A 16,666-nucleotide genomic window follows, 5' to 3' on the forward strand; every position below is an offset into this window, starting at 1 on the left:
CATCCATTATTATTTTTACAATAATGGTTGTATTTTTCCAGAAATTGTATATAATAATAGAGTAAGAATTAGCGCGGGGTGGAGCAGTCTGGAGCTCGTCGGGCTCATAACCCGAAGGTCGCAGGTTCAAATCCTGCCCCCGCAATTTTTTTTATGCAATGAGAAGTGCACAGATAAAAATATAGAAGTTAAAAACATGCTTGCATGTTTTTTAACAGATATATTTTTAGATGTATACGGCGAATGCCGTAAGCGAAAGACCGCAGGTCTTGAGCTGAGCACTTCGGACTAAAAAAAAGCGACAAGCAAACTTTTAATCCGCATAAAACCAATAACCATTACGCCCAGATAGCTCAGTTGGTAGAGCAGAGGACTGAAAATCCTCGTGTCACTGGTTCGATTCCGGTTCTGGGCATATGGGGTATTAGCTCAGTCGGTAGAGCACTTGACTTTTAATCAAGTTGTCCGGGGTTCGAATCCCCGATGCCTCATGAAGATGAGAAGCCGTCACACTGGAGACAGTGTGGCGGTTTTTTGTGTAATAGGGAATTCCAAGGAATTTCCTATTACACAAAAAGGCACTAACGTGCCAATGATGCGCATTCGCGCGAAGAAGAAATAGGAAACTTCGTTTAACATTCATGTTAAGTAAAAAAGCCATTCAGACAGGAGTCTTTCTTGAATATATAATTTCTTGTTTTCGGATATGGCAGCTGTTATAATTGATTGAAAACAGAAGCAAATAGAAAACCAAAATGGAAGTAAGAATAGAACTAGGCAAATGCAGAAATTTTAAAATGGAGAAGAAAAATGGAGCCAAACAAGATGAAACAGAAACGCCGGAAATATTTATATGCAGCGGCGGCGCTTGGCATGACGTTCCTTTTGAACTTGAGCGGATGCAGCCGCCGGTTCACGAACTATCCGGAGACAGCCGGAACGGTAGCAATCGTGGACAGTACAGAGCGGGAGGTTGTCCGAGATGAAAGTGGAGAAAATCCAGATCAGCCGATTGATTTAGATAACCTGGGGGAACAGCAGTCGGCGGCAGAAATGGAAGCGTTAGCTGCGGCGGAGGCGGCGGAGCCGGGCGTGGAGGAGCCGTATCTGGACGGGGGAGAGCTTCGGCTTTTAGCGTGTGCGGATATCTGGCAGAACCTCTCCTGCGTTATGAAGACGAAGGAAGGCGCGGTGATCGTGGTAGACGGCGGTCGTGATGTCGATGCACCGCATTTGATTGAGGTTATTCAGGAGTTGGGCGGTCATGTGGATGCATGGCTTTTAACCCATCCGCACAGCGATCATGTGGGGGCGATCACGGAGATTTTAAACATGGATCCGATGCCGATCTCGATCGGTAAGGTGTACTATTCATTTCTGAATAAAGAATTTTTAGGTCAGGAGCAGGTTTCAAGACGGGATTCAGATTTGGAGTGTTATGATCAGATCACGGAAGCGATTGCGAAACTGCCGGAAGCAGAAAAATGCGGGACGCTTACGAAAGGGCAGAAGATTTCAGTGGCGGGCGCGGAGATCACAGTGATGAACGAGCCATTTGCCTGCACGGAAAATAGTTTTAATAACAGCTCGGTCGCGTACCGCGTGGAGATGGGCGGAAAACGGATCCTGTTTTTGGGTGATATGGGCTGGCAGGCAGGGGAAGATTTTCTTGCCAATCATACGCAGGAGGAACTGAAATCGGATGTGCTACAGATGGCGCACCATGGGCAGAGAGGCGTAGAAGAGGAGCTCTATCAGGAGATTTCACCGGAGGTCTGCTTATGGCCGACGCCGGACTGGCTCTGGGATAATGTGCAGGATGGCGTCGCGGGCGCTGGTTCGTATAAGACGCCGATTGTCCGTGGATGGATGGTAACATTAGGTGTGAAGAAAAATCTTTGTGTCAAGGATGGCGATCAGATACTGCGGTAGTTTTTTATAAAAGATTAAAATAAAATTTTAAAAAGTTGTTTTCAGGGAAATGAAATGCTTTTGGGATGCGGTGCAGCGGATAGAAATAAGACATGAACGAAAAAAGAGAGAAACAGAAGGAAGAAGAAAAAGTGAATAAAGACAGGAAAATGCGGTCGGAAACAATCATCCTACGTCCGGAAGTGCCGCTTTTAGAACGTTTATCCACCTATGCGGCGTCGGATGCCTACCCGTTCCACATGCCGGGCCACAAACGCCAGGTGAAAATGGGGATAACTTCCGTCCCGAATCCATTTTCGGTGGATATCACGGAGATTGATGGATTTGACAACCTGCATCATGCGGAAGATATTTTGAAAGAGTCGATGAATTCGGCGGCTGCGGTGTACGGAGCAGACCGGAGCTGGTATCTGGTGAATGGCAGTACGTGCGGGATTCTGGCGGCGATCGCGGCGGCGGTGAAGCGGGGGAAAAAATCCTCATGGCTCGAAATTCCCACAAATCAGCGTATCACGCGGTGGTTTTAAACCAGCTGGAACCGGTATATTTATATCCGGAGGAGGTGCCGGAGTTTCAGATTCCGGGAGGGATCGAGCCAGAGCAGGTGGAACGAGCACTTTTGGAGCATCCGGAGATCCGGGCGGTGTTTGTGACTTCCCCGACCTATGAGGGGATCGTGTCGGATATCCAGGGGATTGCAGCGACGGCGCACCGGCATGGAGCGGCGCTGATTGTGGATGAGGCGCACGGCGCGCATCTGCCGTTTGGGGATGGGAACTATTTCCCGGATGGGGCGTTACAGGAGGGGGCGGACCTGGTGATCCAGAGTCTTCACAAGACGCTTCCATCCCTGACACAGACGGCGATTCTGCATCTGAAAAGCCAGATTCTGGATGCGAAGAAGGTGGAACAGTATTTATCGGTTTACCAGAGTTCCAGCCCGTCGTATATTCTGATTGCGTCGATGGAGAACTGCGTCCGGTATATGGCAGAAAAAGGAGCCGGGGAGATGGCGCGGTATGGTGCGCGATTGCGGGAACTCCGGGAAAAATTGGCGAAGCTAAAACATTTCCGGCTTCTGAAAGAGGAAATCTGTGGTGCGGCAGGTGTGTATGGATATGATCCGTCAAAACTGGTGCTATTTCCAGATTTTATGACGGGAACCAGACTGGCAGAGGTTTTGCGGACAGAGTACCATCTGGAGGCGGAGATGTCGAGCGGGCGGTATGTGCTTCTGATGACTTCGTTTATGGATACGGAGGAAGGATTTTCGCGTCTGGAGCGGGCACTTTTGGAGCTGGATGCGCGGGTGGAAAAGCTGGAGGCGGAAAGTGTTGGGCTGAAAGATGCAAAACAAGGCAGGCAGGAACCGTTTTCGGAAGAACAATTGAATCGGAAACCGAACCAAGAAAATGATTCAGAAAACTATCCGCAGCAGATGTGTCTCCCCTGGCAGGCATGGCATGGGGATGGCATGCTGGTGCCGCTTGAGGAGGCGGAAGGAAGGGTGGCGCGGACCTGCGTTACCATTTATCCGCCGGGGGTACCGATGCTGATGCCGGGAGAGCGGATTGGAACAAGGGAGATCGCGCGGATCCGTGAGGATTGGAAGCTGGGACTTACGGTGGAAGGAATTTGTGAAAAATCAGACAAATTGAATTTGTGGATAGAGGTTGTTATTTAGCAGGTTCGCACATTTGCCATAAGAAACAGAGAAAAATCGGATTTATATATACGATGGAATGCGTGTGAAAATACTGGCTGGAAAGGCATAATAGGAAGATGGGACATATATTTTACGTGATGGGAAAGAGCGCGTCCGGGAAGGACACGATCTATAAGATATTGAGAGAGCGGCTGCCGCAGATCCGGACGGTGGTGCCGTATACGACCAGACCGATCCGGGCAGGCGAGCGGGACGGTGTGGAGTATTATTTTGTGACCGGAAAAAGGCTTGCGGATTTGGAGAAACAGGGAAAGATCATTGAAAAGAGAACCTACCAGACTATTTATGGACCGTGGAGTTATGCAACGGTGGACGATGGGCAGATCGATCTGGGATCGCATGATTATTTCATGATCGGGACGCTGGAATCGTATGAGGGGACGCGGAATTATTTCGGTGCGGATGTGCTGGTGCCGCTTTACATTGAGGTGGAGGACGGTGAACGCCTTCAGCGTGCGCTTGACCGGGAACGGCAGCAGACAGAGCCAAAGTATGCGGAGCTGTGCCGCCGTTTCCTGGCGGATGAGGCAGATTTCAGTGCCGAAAATATGGAAAAATGTGGGATCCGGGCGGAAAACCGGTTTGAAAACCGCGAGCTGGAAGCGTGTGTGGATACGTTGGTAAGGGAAATTCGGGCTCACGGATTGGCACTTTTGGAACCGAAAGTGCCGTAAGAAAACGTGGTGGCAGCAGGAATTTGCCGTATTCAAATGCGAAGCCACGGCAAATTCCGTTACTGGGCACGTATGCGTGAACAGTAACAAATTCGGAATTTCATCGCACTAGGCAGAGGGTAAATCTTGTGTTATACTAAGATGATAGAGATTTACAAATAATAAAAGAAGGGCATGATAGAAGGGATCCCAACCGATCCATACGATTGAAACGATTTTAGAATTAAAATCCAGAGTCCAGCCCTGAAAGGAGCATCAAGATGGCAGGTTTTCACGATATTATTGGACATGAGAAGATAAAAGAGCACCTTCAGAAGGCGATCGGGTATCAGAGAGTTTCACATGCCTACATATTGTCGGGCGAGGAAGGAATGGGACGCAAGACGATCGCGAAGGCATTTGCCATGACGCTTTTGTGCGAGAAACATGGGACGGAGCCGTGCATGGAATGCCATTCCTGTAAGCAGTTTTTGTCGGGCAATCATCCGGATGTGATCTGGGTGACACATGAGAAACCTGCGAGCATTGGTGTCGATGATGTCCGGATTCAGATCAATGATACGGTTTCGATCCGCCCGTACAGCAGTCCATATAAGATATATCTGGTCGATGAGGCGGAGAAAATGACGGTGCAGGCGCAGAACGCTCTTTTAAAGACGATTGAGGAGCCGCCGGCCTATGCGGTGCTGGTGCTTATCACGACGAACCCGGAGGTATTTCTGCCGACGATCCTGTCCCGCTGTATCCAGTTGAAACTTCGTCCGCTCAAGGATTCAGTGGTAAGCGATTACCTGACGGAGAAAATGGGCGTTTCGGATGGACAGGCGGATATTTATGCGGCGTTTGCGAGAGGAAATTTAGGAAAAGCGATTCATCTCGCCTCTTCGGAGGAGTTTGCACTTTTGTACCGAGAGGTGCTGACGCTGCTTAAAAATATCAAGGACATGGATATTCCGATGCTTCTGGATTATATCCGCAAGCTGCAGGAGGACAATCTGGATCTGTATGAGTGCCTGGATTTCATGCAGCTCTGGTACAGGGATATTCTGATGTTTAAGGTCACAAAGGACATGAATTCGCTGATCTTTAAGGATGAGTATTCGGCGGTCAGCAGTTGCTGCCAGAAGAGTTCCTATGAGGGGCTGGAAGAGATATTGAGTGCGATTGAAAAGGCAAAAGTCCGGCTGAATGCTAACGTCAACACCGATTTGGCGCTGGAGCTGATGCTTTTGACGATGAAGGAGAATTAAATTTATGATAAAGGTAATCGGAGTCCGGTTCCGCAAGGCCGGAAAGGTATATTACTTCGATCCGGCGCAGATGGAAATCAAGATGGGCGATCATGTGATCGTGGAGACCGCCCGCGGAATCGAGTTCGGAGAGGTGGTTCTTGGCGTCCGCGAGGTGGATGAGAAGAAGGTGATCCAGCCGCTGAAATCGGTCATTCGTATGGCGACGAAGAATGACGAGGAGCTGGAACGGAAGAATAAAGAAAAAGAGCATGAGGCATTCCAGATCTGTCAGGAAAAGATCCGCAAGCATGAATTGCAGATGAAGCTGATCGATGCAGAATACACCTTTGATAACAATAAGCTGCTGTTTTATTTTACGGCGGATGGAAGAATCGATTTCCGTGAGCTTGTCAAGGATCTGGCGGCGGTCTTTAAGACGCGGATCGAGCTGCGCCAGATTGGCGTCCGGGATGAGACGAAGATTTTGGGTGGCGTCGGTATCTGTGGTCGTCCGCTCTGTTGTCATTCATATTTATCGGAGTTTATTCCAGTTTCAATCAAGATGGCAAAAGAGCAGAACCTGTCCTTAAATCCGACGAAGATTTCGGGTGTGTGCGGTCGTCTGATGTGCTGCCTGAAATACGAGGAAGAGACGTATGAGGATCTGAACAGCCATCTGCCGAGTGTCGGCGATTACGTCACAACGGATGACGGGCTGAAAGGCGAGGTTCACAGCGTCAGCGTCCTGCGCCAGCAGGTAAAGGTGGTTGTGACGGTAGGACGGGATGAGAAGGAGATCCGTGATTACCGTGTGGATCAGCTCAAGTTTAAGCCGAAGCGCCGCCGTGACAGGGGAAATGTCAACGATGCGGAGCTGAAAGCGCTGGAGGCACTGGAGAAAAAGGAAGGAAAGTCGAAGCTGGATGATAATTAAAGAGGGCGAGCGGATCGATGAACTGCAGCGGAACGGATACCGGATCATCCAGAAGACGAACGGGTTCTGTTTTGGCATGGACGCGGTGCTTTTGTCCGGGTTTGCATCGGTGAAGCCGGGCGAGAAAGTGCTTGATCTGGGAACGGGAACCGGTATTATTCCGATTCTTCTGGAGGCAAAGACGGAAGGAAGCCATTTTACAGGTCTGGAGATCCAGGCGGAGATGGCGGAGATGGCATCCCGGAGTGTGGCGCTCAACAGGCTGGAAGAGAAGGTTTCGATCGTGCAGGGCGATATCAAGGAGGTTCCGACGCTGTTTGAGAAGGCATCCTTTGATGTGGTAACGACGAACCCGCCGTACATGAACGACAGCCACGGGCTGAAAAATCCCGATCTTCCCAAGGCGATTGCCCGCCATGAGGTTCTCTGCAATCTGGAGGATGTCGTGCGCGCAGCGGCTTCGGCACTTCGTCCCGGCGGACGACTCTATATGGTGCACCGTCCGAGACGGCTCATTGAGATTCTGATGGCGATGAAAAGTCAGAAATTGGAGCCGAAGCGGATGAAATTTGTCCATCCGTTTGCAGATAAAGAGGCAAATATGGTTCTCATCGAGGCGGTGCGCGGCGGCGGCGCGCTGATGACAGTGGAAAAGCCGATCATTGTGTACAAAGAGCCGGGCGTGTATACGGATGAGATTTATGATATTTACGGGTATTAATGGAATAGGAGAACGATGGAAGGAACATTATATTTGTGTGCCACGCCGATCGGCAACCTGGATGACATCACATTCCGGGTACTGGAGACGTTAAAGCAGGTAGATCTGATTGCGGCGGAGGACACGCGGCACAGTATTAAGCTTCTGAATCATTTTAATATTCATACACCGATGACGAGCTACCATGAGTACAATAAGGTCGAGAAGGCGCGTGTGCTGGTGGAGAAGCTGAAATCGGGCATGAATATTGCCTGCATCACGGACGCCGGGACGCCGGGTATTTCGGATCCGGGCGAGGAGCTGGTGCGCCAGTGCTGCGAGGCGGGAATTAAAGTAACCGCGCTTCCGGGAGCGGTGGCGTGTGTTACGGCGCTGATTATTTCGGGACTTCCGACGAGACGGTTCTGTTTTGAGGCATTTCTTCCGACGGACAAGAAGGAGCACCAGCGGGTGCTTGCAGAGCTTCAGAATGAGACGCGCACGATTGTGCTTTACGAGGCGCCGCACCACCTTCTGCGGACGCTCACGGAGCTTTACGAGGCGCTGGGGGATAGAAAGGCGTCCATCTGCCGGGAGCTGACGAAGAAATACGAGACGGCGTTCCGAACGACGCTTTCGCAGGCGGTGGCGTATTATACGGAAAATGAGCCGAAGGGCGAGTGCGTGATCGTCATCGAGGGCAAATCCGTCCAGGAGATCGAGGCGGAGGATCAGGCGCGCTGGCAGCAGATGTCCCTGGAAGAGCATATGGAACATTATGAATCACAGGGAAACAGCCGCAAGGAAGCGATGAAGCTGGTGGCGAAGGACCGCGGGGTTTCGAAGCGGGATGTGTACCAGGCGCTGCTGGAGGCGGAAGAGGCGTAGACACAAACGGAAAGCTGAAAAATGGGTAAGTGGAGTGGCGTTGGTGGAATGCCGGGGCGCTCCGGTTTGTGCAGATAAAAGAAAAATAGAATAAGATTTGAGAAAAGAACAAACTGTACTGATTAAAATATTTAAAAGTGTATATTTTAATCAGTACAGTTTTTGCTATAATTCCTACTAAGTTGATGCGGAAATGAATGTAAAAATACAGAATGTCAGTGAATTGTTTTTCGCAAGGCAGAATAGAAAGGCAGAAGAGGCGCTTGCCTGTGAATGATTCAGTGGATTCGGGTATTGATTGCAAGGATCGTAAGGACGCTTGGCTTACAAAGAAAAATCATATTCAACCACGGGAGGAATAAAAATGGCAGAGAATCGTTATGAACTGAATAAACAGCTGGCACAGATGTTAAAGGGCGGCGTTATCATGGATGTCACAACCCCGGAGCAGGCGAAGATCGCGGAGGCGGCAGGCGCGTGTGCGGTTATGGCGCTGGAGCGGATTCCGGCGGATATCCGGGCAGCGGGCGGTGTGTCCCGTATGAGTGACCCGAAGATGATTCGCGGCATTCAGGAGGCAGTTTCGATTCCGGTTATGGCGAAGTGCCGGATCGGTCATTTTGTGGAGGCGCAGATTCTGGAAGCGATCGAGATTGATTATATCGATGAGAGCGAGGTATTATCTCCGGCGGATGATGTGTACCATATTGACAAGACACAGTTCAAGGTTCCGTTTGTCTGCGGTGCGAGAGACCTGGGAGAGGCGCTGCGCCGGATCGAGGAAGGTGCTTCGATGATCCGTACCAAGGGCGAGCCGGGAACGGGCGATGTCGTACAGGCAGTCCGCCATATGCGTGCGATGAATTCGGAGATCCGCCGGGTTCAGAATCTGCGTGAGGATGAGCTTTACGAGGCAGCAAAACAGTTAAAAGTTCCGGTTCATCTGCTCCGCTATGTACATGACAATGGACGTCTCCCGGTTGTCAATTTCGCGGCAGGCGGCGTGGCTACCCCGGCGGATGCGGCTCTGATGATGCAGCTGGGCGCAGAGGGAGTCTTTGTTGGATCTGGTATCTTCAAGTCAGGCAATCCGGAGAAACGTGCGTCGGCGATCGTGCAGGCAGTAACGAATTACAAGGATGCAAAATTACTTGCTGCGATTTCTGAGGATCTGGGCGAGGCGATGGTTGGTATCAATGAGAATGAGATTGCGATTTTGATGGCAGAGCGGGGACAGTAAGATGGAGAAAAAACAGATAGGCGTGCTGGCGGTGCAGGGCGCGTTTGCCGAACACATTGCCATGGTACGGAGACTGGGCGCAGAGGCGTTTGAGATCCGGCAGCTTCCGGATCTGGAGCGGCCGATGGACGGACTGATTCTGCCGGGCGGCGAGAGTACCGCGATGCGTAAGCTCCTGGATGAGCTGGGGCTTTATGAGCCGCTTCGGGCAAAGATTGCGGCAGGGCTTCCGGTGTATGGAACGTGTGCGGGGCTTTTGCTTCTGGCCAAGGAGATCGAGGGCGGAACGCCGTGCTTTGCGACGATGGATGTGTCGGCGGTGCGGAATGCCTACGGACGTCAGCTCGGAAGTTTTTACACGGAGGCTGAATTTGCCGGTCTGGGGACGATTCCGATGACTTTTATCCGCGCGCCGTACATCGCTTCGGTTCAGAAAAATGTTAAGGTGCTGGCGACAGTGGACGAAAAGATAGTCGCAGCCAGACAGGGAAACCAGTTTGCGACGGCATTTCATCCGGAATTGAATGAGGATGTGACGGTGCACCGGTATTTTCTAGAAGAAGTCTGCAAAGGAAATTAAGAGTGTAATTTGGTAGAAATTAGCGTGTGGTTGATGAAAAGTGAAACCTACTGGTAAGGGGAGCGAGAACTGCAGCCATTTAAAGCGGTCAGAATGTATGATATATTTCTGAAATGTGGGAAGATGTCATTGATTCTGACCGTTTTTTTATTTGTTTGGAAGGTGCGTTTTGTGAAAAAACAAAAAATGTACCTTGATAGGCTTTTGCGCTGAGGAAGGAAAACGCCCGGGAAAATGGCGGACTGCATGGAATTCCTATTGACAAAGTAGGAATTTCGCATTACAATCACTGATAAACCAATTAAAACAATATGAAATAAGAAAATTATATAAAAAACGAATTTGCTGATATAGCAAATAGACACAGGAGGATGACATCGTGGCTTATCAGATAGAGACAACTTGTATTTGCGGAGATCCGGAAACTTCTAAAAACCATTCTTTTGGCGCTGTTTCAGTGCCGATTTACCAGACGGCGACTTTTGCCCACCCGGGTATTGGGGAATCAACCGGTCATAATTATACGCGTGAGAGCAACCCGACCAGAGACGAGCTGGAAAAGACTGTTTCGGCGCTGGAAGGAGCGGTTGATACCGTTGCCTGCACATCCGGTATGGCGGCGATCTCGCTGATGATGGAGCTGTTTGACAGTGGCAGCCATTTTGTATGTACCGAGGATCTGTATGGCGGTTCCGTCCGTATTTTTGAGGCACTGGAAAAGAAGCGCGGTTTTTCATTTTCCTATATAAATACAGCCGATGTGGAGGCGGTTGAGAAGGCGATCACGGATCAGACGAAGGCACTCTACATCGAGACACCGAGCAACCCGACGATGCAGGTGACCGATCTGGCGGAAATGAGCCGTCTGGCGACGAAGCACGGACTGCTTCTGATCGTGGACAATACCTTCCTGTCCCCGTATCTGCAGAATCCGATCGCGCAGGGCGCGGATCTGGTTGTCCACAGCGGCACGAAGTTTTTAGGTGGTCACAATGATACGCTGGCTGGATTTTTATGTACGCCGATCAAGGCGCTGGCAGAGCAGATCCGGTATCTGTTCAAGACGATCGGAAGCGGACTTTCTCCGTTTGATTCTTTCTTAGTCCTGCGCGGCATCAAGACTCTGTCAGTGCGTGTGGAACGGCAGCAGGAGAATGCGATGAAGATCGCGAGCTGGCTGAAAGAGCAGAAAAAAGTAACGGATGTCTACTATGTAGGACTTCCGGAGCATCCGGGTTATGAGATCAACCAAAAACAGAGCCGCGGCGCGGGCAGCATGATTTCGTTCCGCACTGATACAGAGGAGACGGCGAGAAAGGTGCTGGAGCGCGTGAAGCTTATTTCCTATGCGGAGAGTCTGGGCGGCGTGGAGTCCCTGATTACCTATCCGATGCTGCAGACACATGGCGATGTGCCGGTTGAGATCCGGGAACGTCTTGGAATTACAGAGACATTTTTACGTCTGTCTGTCGGTATTGAAAATGTGGATGATCTGATTGCGGATCTGGAGCAGGCGTTAGCGTAAAAAGAGGGTAACTGTTCAGTAGGTCTGCGCATTTATTGCGCTGACCGTACGAAAACATGGGCCAGCAGGCAAAAATCCCATTGCCGTAGGCAATTTTTAATGGATTTTTGCGCGTGACTGTGAAGGTACTGAACAGTTACAAAAGAGGATAGATATTTGGTATTGGTTTTGCATGGGCAGTGGGATATGGGCATGGATGACAGGATGCCAGAGTGAAAACCGTTCATTGACAGGAACGATGGATTGGGAGGAAAATGCATGAAATACGATTTTGACAAAGTGGTGGACCGGCATGGTACCAACTGTTTAAAATATGATTTTGCCATCGAGCGAGGAAAACCAGCGGATATTTTACCGCTTTGGGTGGCTGATATGGATTTTCAGACGGCTCCGGCGATTTTAGAGCGGCTGGAAGAGACAGTAAAACATGGTATTTTCGGCTACAGTGATGGAAAAGAGGGCTATTTTGCGGCAGTCCAGAACTGGTACCGGGAGCGCTTTGGCTGGGAGACGAAACCGGAGTGGCTGGTGAAGACACCGGGCGTTGTATTCGCGCTGGCGGCGGCTGTCCGGGCGTATACAAAGGAAGGTGACGGCGTACTGCTTCAGCAGCCGGTGTACTATCCGTTTTCGGAAGTAATTACGGACAATGGGCGTAAGATTGTCAACAGCCCGCTGAAAATCACGGATGGCTATTACACGATGGATTTTGACGACCTGGAAACGAAGATCGTGGAAAATAAGGTCAAATTGTTCCTGCTTTGCAGTCCGCACAACCCGGTCGGACGTGTCTGGAGCGAGGAAGAACTGCGCCGGGTTGGCGAGATTTGCCTGCGTCACGGTGTGCTCGTGGTCAGCGATGAGATCCACAGTGATTTTACCCGCGAGGGACATCCACACACAGTATTTGCGAAGCTGGGTGCAGAGTTTGAGCAGAACTGCCTGATCTGCACGGCACCATCCAAGACGTTCAATCTGGCGGGACTGCAGATTTCCAATATCTTTGTGCCGAACCCAGAGCTTCGGAAGAAACTCTTAAAGGAGATCACGGCGGCAGGCTACAGCCAGGTCGGTCTGATGGGACTGGTAGCATGCCAGGCGGCGTATGAAGAGGGAGCGGAGTGGCTTGCACAGCTAAAAGCGTATCTGGAGGAGAACCGGAAGTTTGTGAAGGCGTATCTGGAAGAGCATCTGCCGGAAATCCGTCTGATCGAGCCGGAGGGAACCTACCTTCTGTGGCTGGATTTTAAGGCGCTTCATTTGAATGAAAAAGAGCTGGAACATCTGATCGTGGACAAGGCACATCTGTGGCTGGACAGCGGCGCGATGTTCGGACCGGACGGCGAGGGCTTCGAGCGGATCAATATCGCATGCCCGCGGGCGACGGTGGAGAAAGCGCTGAAGCAGCTGGAAGCGGCGATCCGCGGATAAAATTGATTGGGTCACGAATCAGAACCCGTATAATTCAAGTCGAACGTCCGTGAGACTTGGCGCGTGATTCTGGTCAGCGAAGCTGACATATTCCTATCAGAATCACTGCGCATCCTCGCGGAGCGTTTATCTCAGTCGGAGAATGGACTCCCACTGAGACAAATTTGCTATTACTCACCACCTGAAGAGGTGGGAGTCTTCTCGACTGAGATAAACCTGCCGCAGGCAGACTGTATCCCCCATATAAACAGTCTGTCTGCGGCAGGTTTTTTGACTTCATAGGAACATTATTTTATGAGAACCGGAACACCGCAGTTCCATACGCCGGAAGCGGGTACGCAAAGGAGTATGGCTGTCCGTCACATTCGCTCTTGATGGAGCGGTAATGGCTGATCTTATCGCCGCGCTTGTAGTAGCCGTGTTCCTGGTCAAGCAGCAGCGTGTAGGTGCCGCGTTTCGGAACACCGACGCGGTAATCGTCGCGGTCTACCGGGGTGAAGTTGCAGATGAAGAGAAGATTCTTTTTCTGTGTTTCATCGCGGCGGATAAAGCTGAAAATACTGCGGTCTCCGTCGTTGGCGTTGATCCATTGGAAGCGTCATACTCCTCGTCCAGGCGGTAGAGCGCCGGATATTTGTGGTAGAGCGTCAAAAGCCCTTTCACATAATTTTGGAGGTCGGCATGGAACGGCTCTTTCGTAAGGTACCAGTCGAGGGAGACTTTTTCATCCCATTCATGGAACTGACCGAAATCCTGTCCCATGAAGAGAAGTTTCTTGCCCGGATGTCCGAGCATGAAAGTGTAGCCGACTTTCAGGTTGGCAAATTTATCCTCGTATTCGCCCGGCATTTTGTTGATCATCGAGCATTTGAGGTGGACGACCTCGTCGTGCGAGAGCACCAGAATGAAGTTTTCGCTGGTGCAGTAGGTGATGCCGAAGGTCATTTTGTTGTGGTTAAATTTACGGAAATACGGGTCGAGCTTCATGTATTCGAGGAAGTCATGCATCCAGCCCATATTCCATTTGAAGGTAAATCCAAGACCGTCCTCCTCCGGGCTCTTGGTAACGTTCGGCCAGGCGGTGGATTCCTCGGCAATGATGATGGCGCCGTCTTTCCGGCCGCGGATCACGCTGTTTAAATGTTTGAAAAACTCGATGGCTTCGAGGTTTTTGTTGTCGCCATATTTATTTGGTACCCACTGTCCGTCCTGGCGCCCATAGTCTAAGTAAAGCATGGAAGCGACGGCGTCCACGCGCAGACCGTCGATGTGGTATTCATCGAGCCAGTAGAGCGCGTTGGCGATCAGAAAATTGGATACCTCGTTTTTGGCATAATCAAAGACCTTGGTACCCCAGTCCGGGTGCTCGCCTTTGCGCGGGTCGGCATACTCATAGAGCGCCTGTCCGTCGAAATCGGCAAGTCCATGTGCATCCTTCGGAAAATGCGCCGGAACCCAGTCTAGGATGACACCGATGCCTTTTTTATGTAAGTAATTGACGAAATACATAAATTCCGTCGGGGTTCCGTAGCGGGAGGTCGGGGCAAAATAGCCGGTTACCTGATATCCCCAGGAGCCGTCATACGGATGTTCGGCGATTCCCATGAGCTCTACATGGGTGTAGCCCATTTCCAGGACATAGTCAGCCAGCTCATGCGCGGCTTCCATGTAAGTGTAATAACCGTCCTTTTCCGGGCGGTTTTTCTTTTTCCAGGATCCTAAGTGAACCTCGTAGATAGAGATTGGCGCCTTGACCGGATCGGTGCCCGCGCGCGATTCCATCCATTTGGAATCGTTCCATTTGAAGCCGCGGATATCGGCGGTCACGGAAGCGGTTCCAGGACGGTATTCTGCCGAAAATGCATATGGATCTGCCTTAAATAAAATCGTTCCTGTGTGCGTGGTGATGGCGAATTTGTAGAGCTGTCCCACGCCAAGTCCCGGTACGAAGAGCTCGTAAATGCCGCTGTCTGCGACCGGCTTCATCGGGGTTGCATCCGGATTCCAGGCGTTGAAGTCGCCGACCAGGCTGACGGCGGCTGCGTGCGGCGCCCAGACCGCGAAATAGTAGCCGTCCTGTCCGCGATATGTATAAGGGTGTGCGCCCAGCTTGTGGTAGAGCTGGTAGTGGCGGCCTTCTCCGAAGAGATACCGGTCAAGCTCGCCGATCACGCCGAGTCCTTCTGTCTTTGGTTTTTTCGATGTGGTTCGTTTAGTAGTGGAAGCTGCTTTTTTCATAAGGTTACCCCTCCGTGATTCCGAGAATAACAGCGCTGTTACCCTCTAATTCTATCTGAATTTTGTTTGTATTCTTATCGATCAAAAACGATTTTCCGGTAATCAGATCCGTAGCTTGTTCCGCTGTCGTGTGGAATGGAAGTGGAACTTGTAAATAAGCGGCGTTGTCATCGTTGTTGGCAGCGGTAAGGATCGCCTGGTGGTCACCGTGTCTGGCAAATGCGTACTGCCGGTTTGTCAGCAGAAGTTCCTGATAACGCCCACCGTGAAGCGCCGGTTCGGCGGCGTGGATGGCGGCGAGTTTCTGGATCAGAAGTGTAAGCGGTGTCACGGTGCCTGCGCTGGTATCTGTGTTTGAGCCTGTGGTGCTTGAAGTGGTCTGGCAGCAGGTGTTTGCGCCTGCGTGTATGTTTGGGCCTGTGGCGCTCGAAAAGCTCTGGCAGTTGCCATCTGTGCGGATGCCGGTGTTTTGTCCGTCGCTGGTCTGCATTTCTTCTGCAAGCGGTCTCGGCGGCAGGATTCTCGGACGGAGTTCCGTATCAGAGTTGTGTCCGCGGCGTCCCTGAATGCCCCATTCACTTCCATAATAGATGGACGGAATGCCCGGAAGAGTGAACAGCAGCGTGTAAAGCGGCGCAAGATGTGCCGGATTTAACAGTTTGCTTGCGATCCGGTCTTCGTCGTGGTTGTCCACAAAGGTGTAGAGATCCCGCCCCACCGCTTCGAGGCGGCGGACATTGTGTGCCAGTTCGAAATAATTGTGGTCGTTGTGCGCGGAATAGATACTTTTGTGCATCTCGTAGTTGGTGACGGAATGAAGCATCTGCGGATTGACCCAGCGGGCGTATTCGCCGTGGATGACTTCGCCCATCAGCCAGAATTCCGGCTTGATTTCATTTGCCAGCCGGCGCAGTTCCTGCATAAATTCAAAGGAAAGATCGCCCGCGCAGTCGAGGCGAATACCGTCGATGTCAAATTCCTGCACCCAGAAACGGACAGTGTCAAGCAGATAGTTCCGCACTTCCGGGTTTCGGTGGTTTAAGCAGGGAAGCTCCCAGATGCCGTGCCAGGATTCATAGCCGAAGGAATCGCCCAGCGGGCTGCCCCAGCCGAAATTGACGTTCCTGTACCATCCGGCGTAAGGGGACTGGTCACGGTGCGCCTGCAGGTCGCGGAAGGCGAAAAATTCGCGACCGGTGTGGTTGAACACGCCGTCCACGACGACGCGGATGCCATGCTCATGGCAGCAGTCCACGAAAGATCGGAACGAAACGTTGGTTCCCAGCCGCCGGTCGATGAGCCGGAAATCGCGGGTATCATAGCCGTGCGTGGATGATTCAAACAGCGGTCCGATGTAAATCGCGGAAATATGCAGGCTCTCTAAATAGGGAATCCACTGCATCAGTTCGTCCATGCGGGAATCGGAGGAAACGTCCCTGGTGCCATCCGCTGTCCCATCGGAGACAGGATAGGGATTGGCAAACGGTGCTCCGGTCATTCCCAGAGGATACATATGGTAAAAGATAGCTTTGTCGTACCAGGCTGTCATGAGAAAGGTCCTCCTTG

At 51.3% G+C, this 16,666-nt stretch carries 14 protein-coding genes, 3 tRNA genes and 1 pseudogene; 15 read left to right on the top strand and 3 right to left on the bottom strand.

Going from position 1 to position 16,666, the window contains the following annotated elements; translation table 11 throughout:
* Window positions 1-72: 72 nt before the first annotated feature.
* The 15 genes and pseudogenes from DWX76_RS12375 to DWX76_RS12440 all read left to right on the top strand — a co-directional run bounded on the left by DWX76_RS12375 (window position 73) and on the right by DWX76_RS12440 (window position 12,862).
* Window positions 73-145 (top strand) — tRNA-Met (locus DWX76_RS12375).
* A gap of 197 nt (window positions 146-342) precedes the next feature.
* Window positions 343-415: transfer RNA gene (locus DWX76_RS12380), tRNA-Phe, on the top strand.
* A gap of 3 nt (window positions 416-418) precedes the next feature.
* Window positions 419-491: transfer RNA gene (locus DWX76_RS12385), tRNA-Lys, on the top strand.
* A gap of 319 nt (window positions 492-810) precedes the next feature.
* Window positions 811-1,932: a ComEC/Rec2 family competence protein gene (locus tag DWX76_RS12390; RefSeq protein ID WP_118570786.1), complete on the top strand. Its 1,122-nt coding sequence runs from the start codon at window positions 811-813 to the stop codon at window positions 1,930-1,932.
* A 239-nt stretch (window positions 1,933-2,171) separates the two neighbouring features.
* Window positions 2,172-3,070: pseudogene (locus DWX76_RS14600) on the top strand (aminotransferase class I/II-fold pyridoxal phosphate-dependent enzyme); the annotation flags it as partial.
* 336 nt (window positions 3,071-3,406) lie between these two features.
* The gene (locus DWX76_RS14605) at window positions 3,407-3,616 is read left to right on the top strand and encodes a hypothetical protein (protein ID WP_243022571.1); all 210 of its coding nucleotides are present in this window, start codon (window positions 3,407-3,409) and stop codon (window positions 3,614-3,616) included.
* Window positions 3,617-3,714: 98 nt separating this feature from the next.
* Window positions 3,715-4,332: a guanylate kinase gene (locus tag DWX76_RS12400; protein WP_107001773.1), complete on the top strand. Its 618-nt coding sequence runs from the start codon at window positions 3,715-3,717 to the stop codon at window positions 4,330-4,332.
* Window positions 4,333-4,592: 260 nt separating this feature from the next.
* Entirely contained in the window at window positions 4,593-5,582 is a 990-nt protein-coding gene (gene holB / locus DWX76_RS12405; RefSeq protein ID WP_022360399.1) for a DNA polymerase III subunit delta', read from the top strand.
* Between the two features lie 4 nt (window positions 5,583-5,586).
* The gene (locus DWX76_RS12410; RefSeq protein WP_022360400.1) at window positions 5,587-6,498 is read left to right on the top strand and encodes a stage 0 sporulation family protein; all 912 of its coding nucleotides are present in this window, start codon (window positions 5,587-5,589) and stop codon (window positions 6,496-6,498) included.
* A complete protein-coding gene (locus tag DWX76_RS12415; protein ID WP_118570787.1) occupies window positions 6,488-7,219 on the top strand; it encodes a tRNA1(Val) (adenine(37)-N6)-methyltransferase in 732 nt (243 codons plus the stop codon). The genes DWX76_RS12410 and DWX76_RS12415 overlap by 11 nt, the downstream gene beginning before the upstream one ends.
* 15 nt (window positions 7,220-7,234) lie before the next feature.
* Window positions 7,235-8,086, top strand: coding sequence for a 16S rRNA (cytidine(1402)-2'-O)-methyltransferase (rsmI, locus tag DWX76_RS12420; protein ID WP_118570788.1), 852 nt, complete (start codon window positions 7,235-7,237; stop codon window positions 8,084-8,086).
* A gap of 364 nt (window positions 8,087-8,450) precedes the next feature.
* Window positions 8,451-9,326 carry a pyridoxal 5'-phosphate synthase lyase subunit PdxS gene (pdxS, locus tag DWX76_RS12425; RefSeq protein ID WP_107001769.1) on the top strand — a complete coding sequence of 292 codons (876 nt, stop codon included), beginning with the start codon at window positions 8,451-8,453 and terminating at the stop codon, window positions 9,324-9,326.
* Between the two features lies 1 nt (window position 9,327).
* A complete protein-coding gene (gene pdxT, locus DWX76_RS12430) occupies window positions 9,328-9,906 on the top strand; it encodes a pyridoxal 5'-phosphate synthase glutaminase subunit PdxT (RefSeq protein WP_107001768.1) in 579 nt (192 codons plus the stop codon).
* A 379-nt stretch (window positions 9,907-10,285) separates the two neighbouring features.
* A complete protein-coding gene (locus DWX76_RS12435; protein WP_022360405.1) occupies window positions 10,286-11,431 on the top strand; it encodes a trans-sulfuration enzyme family protein in 1,146 nt (381 codons plus the stop codon).
* 258 nt (window positions 11,432-11,689) lie between these two features.
* Complete coding sequence (locus DWX76_RS12440) at window positions 11,690-12,862, top strand: MalY/PatB family protein (RefSeq protein ID WP_117796593.1); 1,173 nt, start codon at window positions 11,690-11,692, stop codon at window positions 12,860-12,862.
* Window positions 12,863-13,154: 292 nt separating this feature from the next.
* Here the strand turns inward: DWX76_RS12440 and DWX76_RS14610 are convergent, their stop codons facing one another.
* The 3 genes from DWX76_RS14610 to DWX76_RS12450 are packed head-to-tail and all read right to left on the bottom strand — an operon-like array spanning window position 13,155 to window position 16,649.
* Window positions 13,155-13,448: an alpha amylase C-terminal domain-containing protein gene (locus DWX76_RS14610; RefSeq protein ID WP_412694070.1), complete on the bottom strand. Its 294-nt coding sequence runs from the start codon at window positions 13,446-13,448 to the stop codon at window positions 13,155-13,157.
* On the bottom strand, window positions 13,349-15,100 hold the full coding sequence (glgB, locus tag DWX76_RS12445) for a 1,4-alpha-glucan branching protein GlgB (protein ID WP_243022568.1): 1,752 nt from the start codon (window positions 15,098-15,100) through the stop codon (window positions 13,349-13,351). Before glgB ends, DWX76_RS14610 begins: the two co-directional genes overlap by 100 nt.
* A gap of 4 nt (window positions 15,101-15,104) precedes the next feature.
* Window positions 15,105-16,649, bottom strand: a complete 1,545-nt coding sequence (locus DWX76_RS12450; RefSeq protein ID WP_233430286.1) for an alpha-amylase family glycosyl hydrolase — start codon at window positions 16,647-16,649, stop codon at window positions 15,105-15,107.
* Window positions 16,650-16,666: the final 17 nt, after the last annotated feature.

This window comes from Clostridium sp. AF21-20LB (genome assembly GCF_003478795.1).
Lineage (GTDB): Bacteria > Bacillota > Clostridia > Lachnospirales > Lachnospiraceae > Otoolea > Otoolea fessa.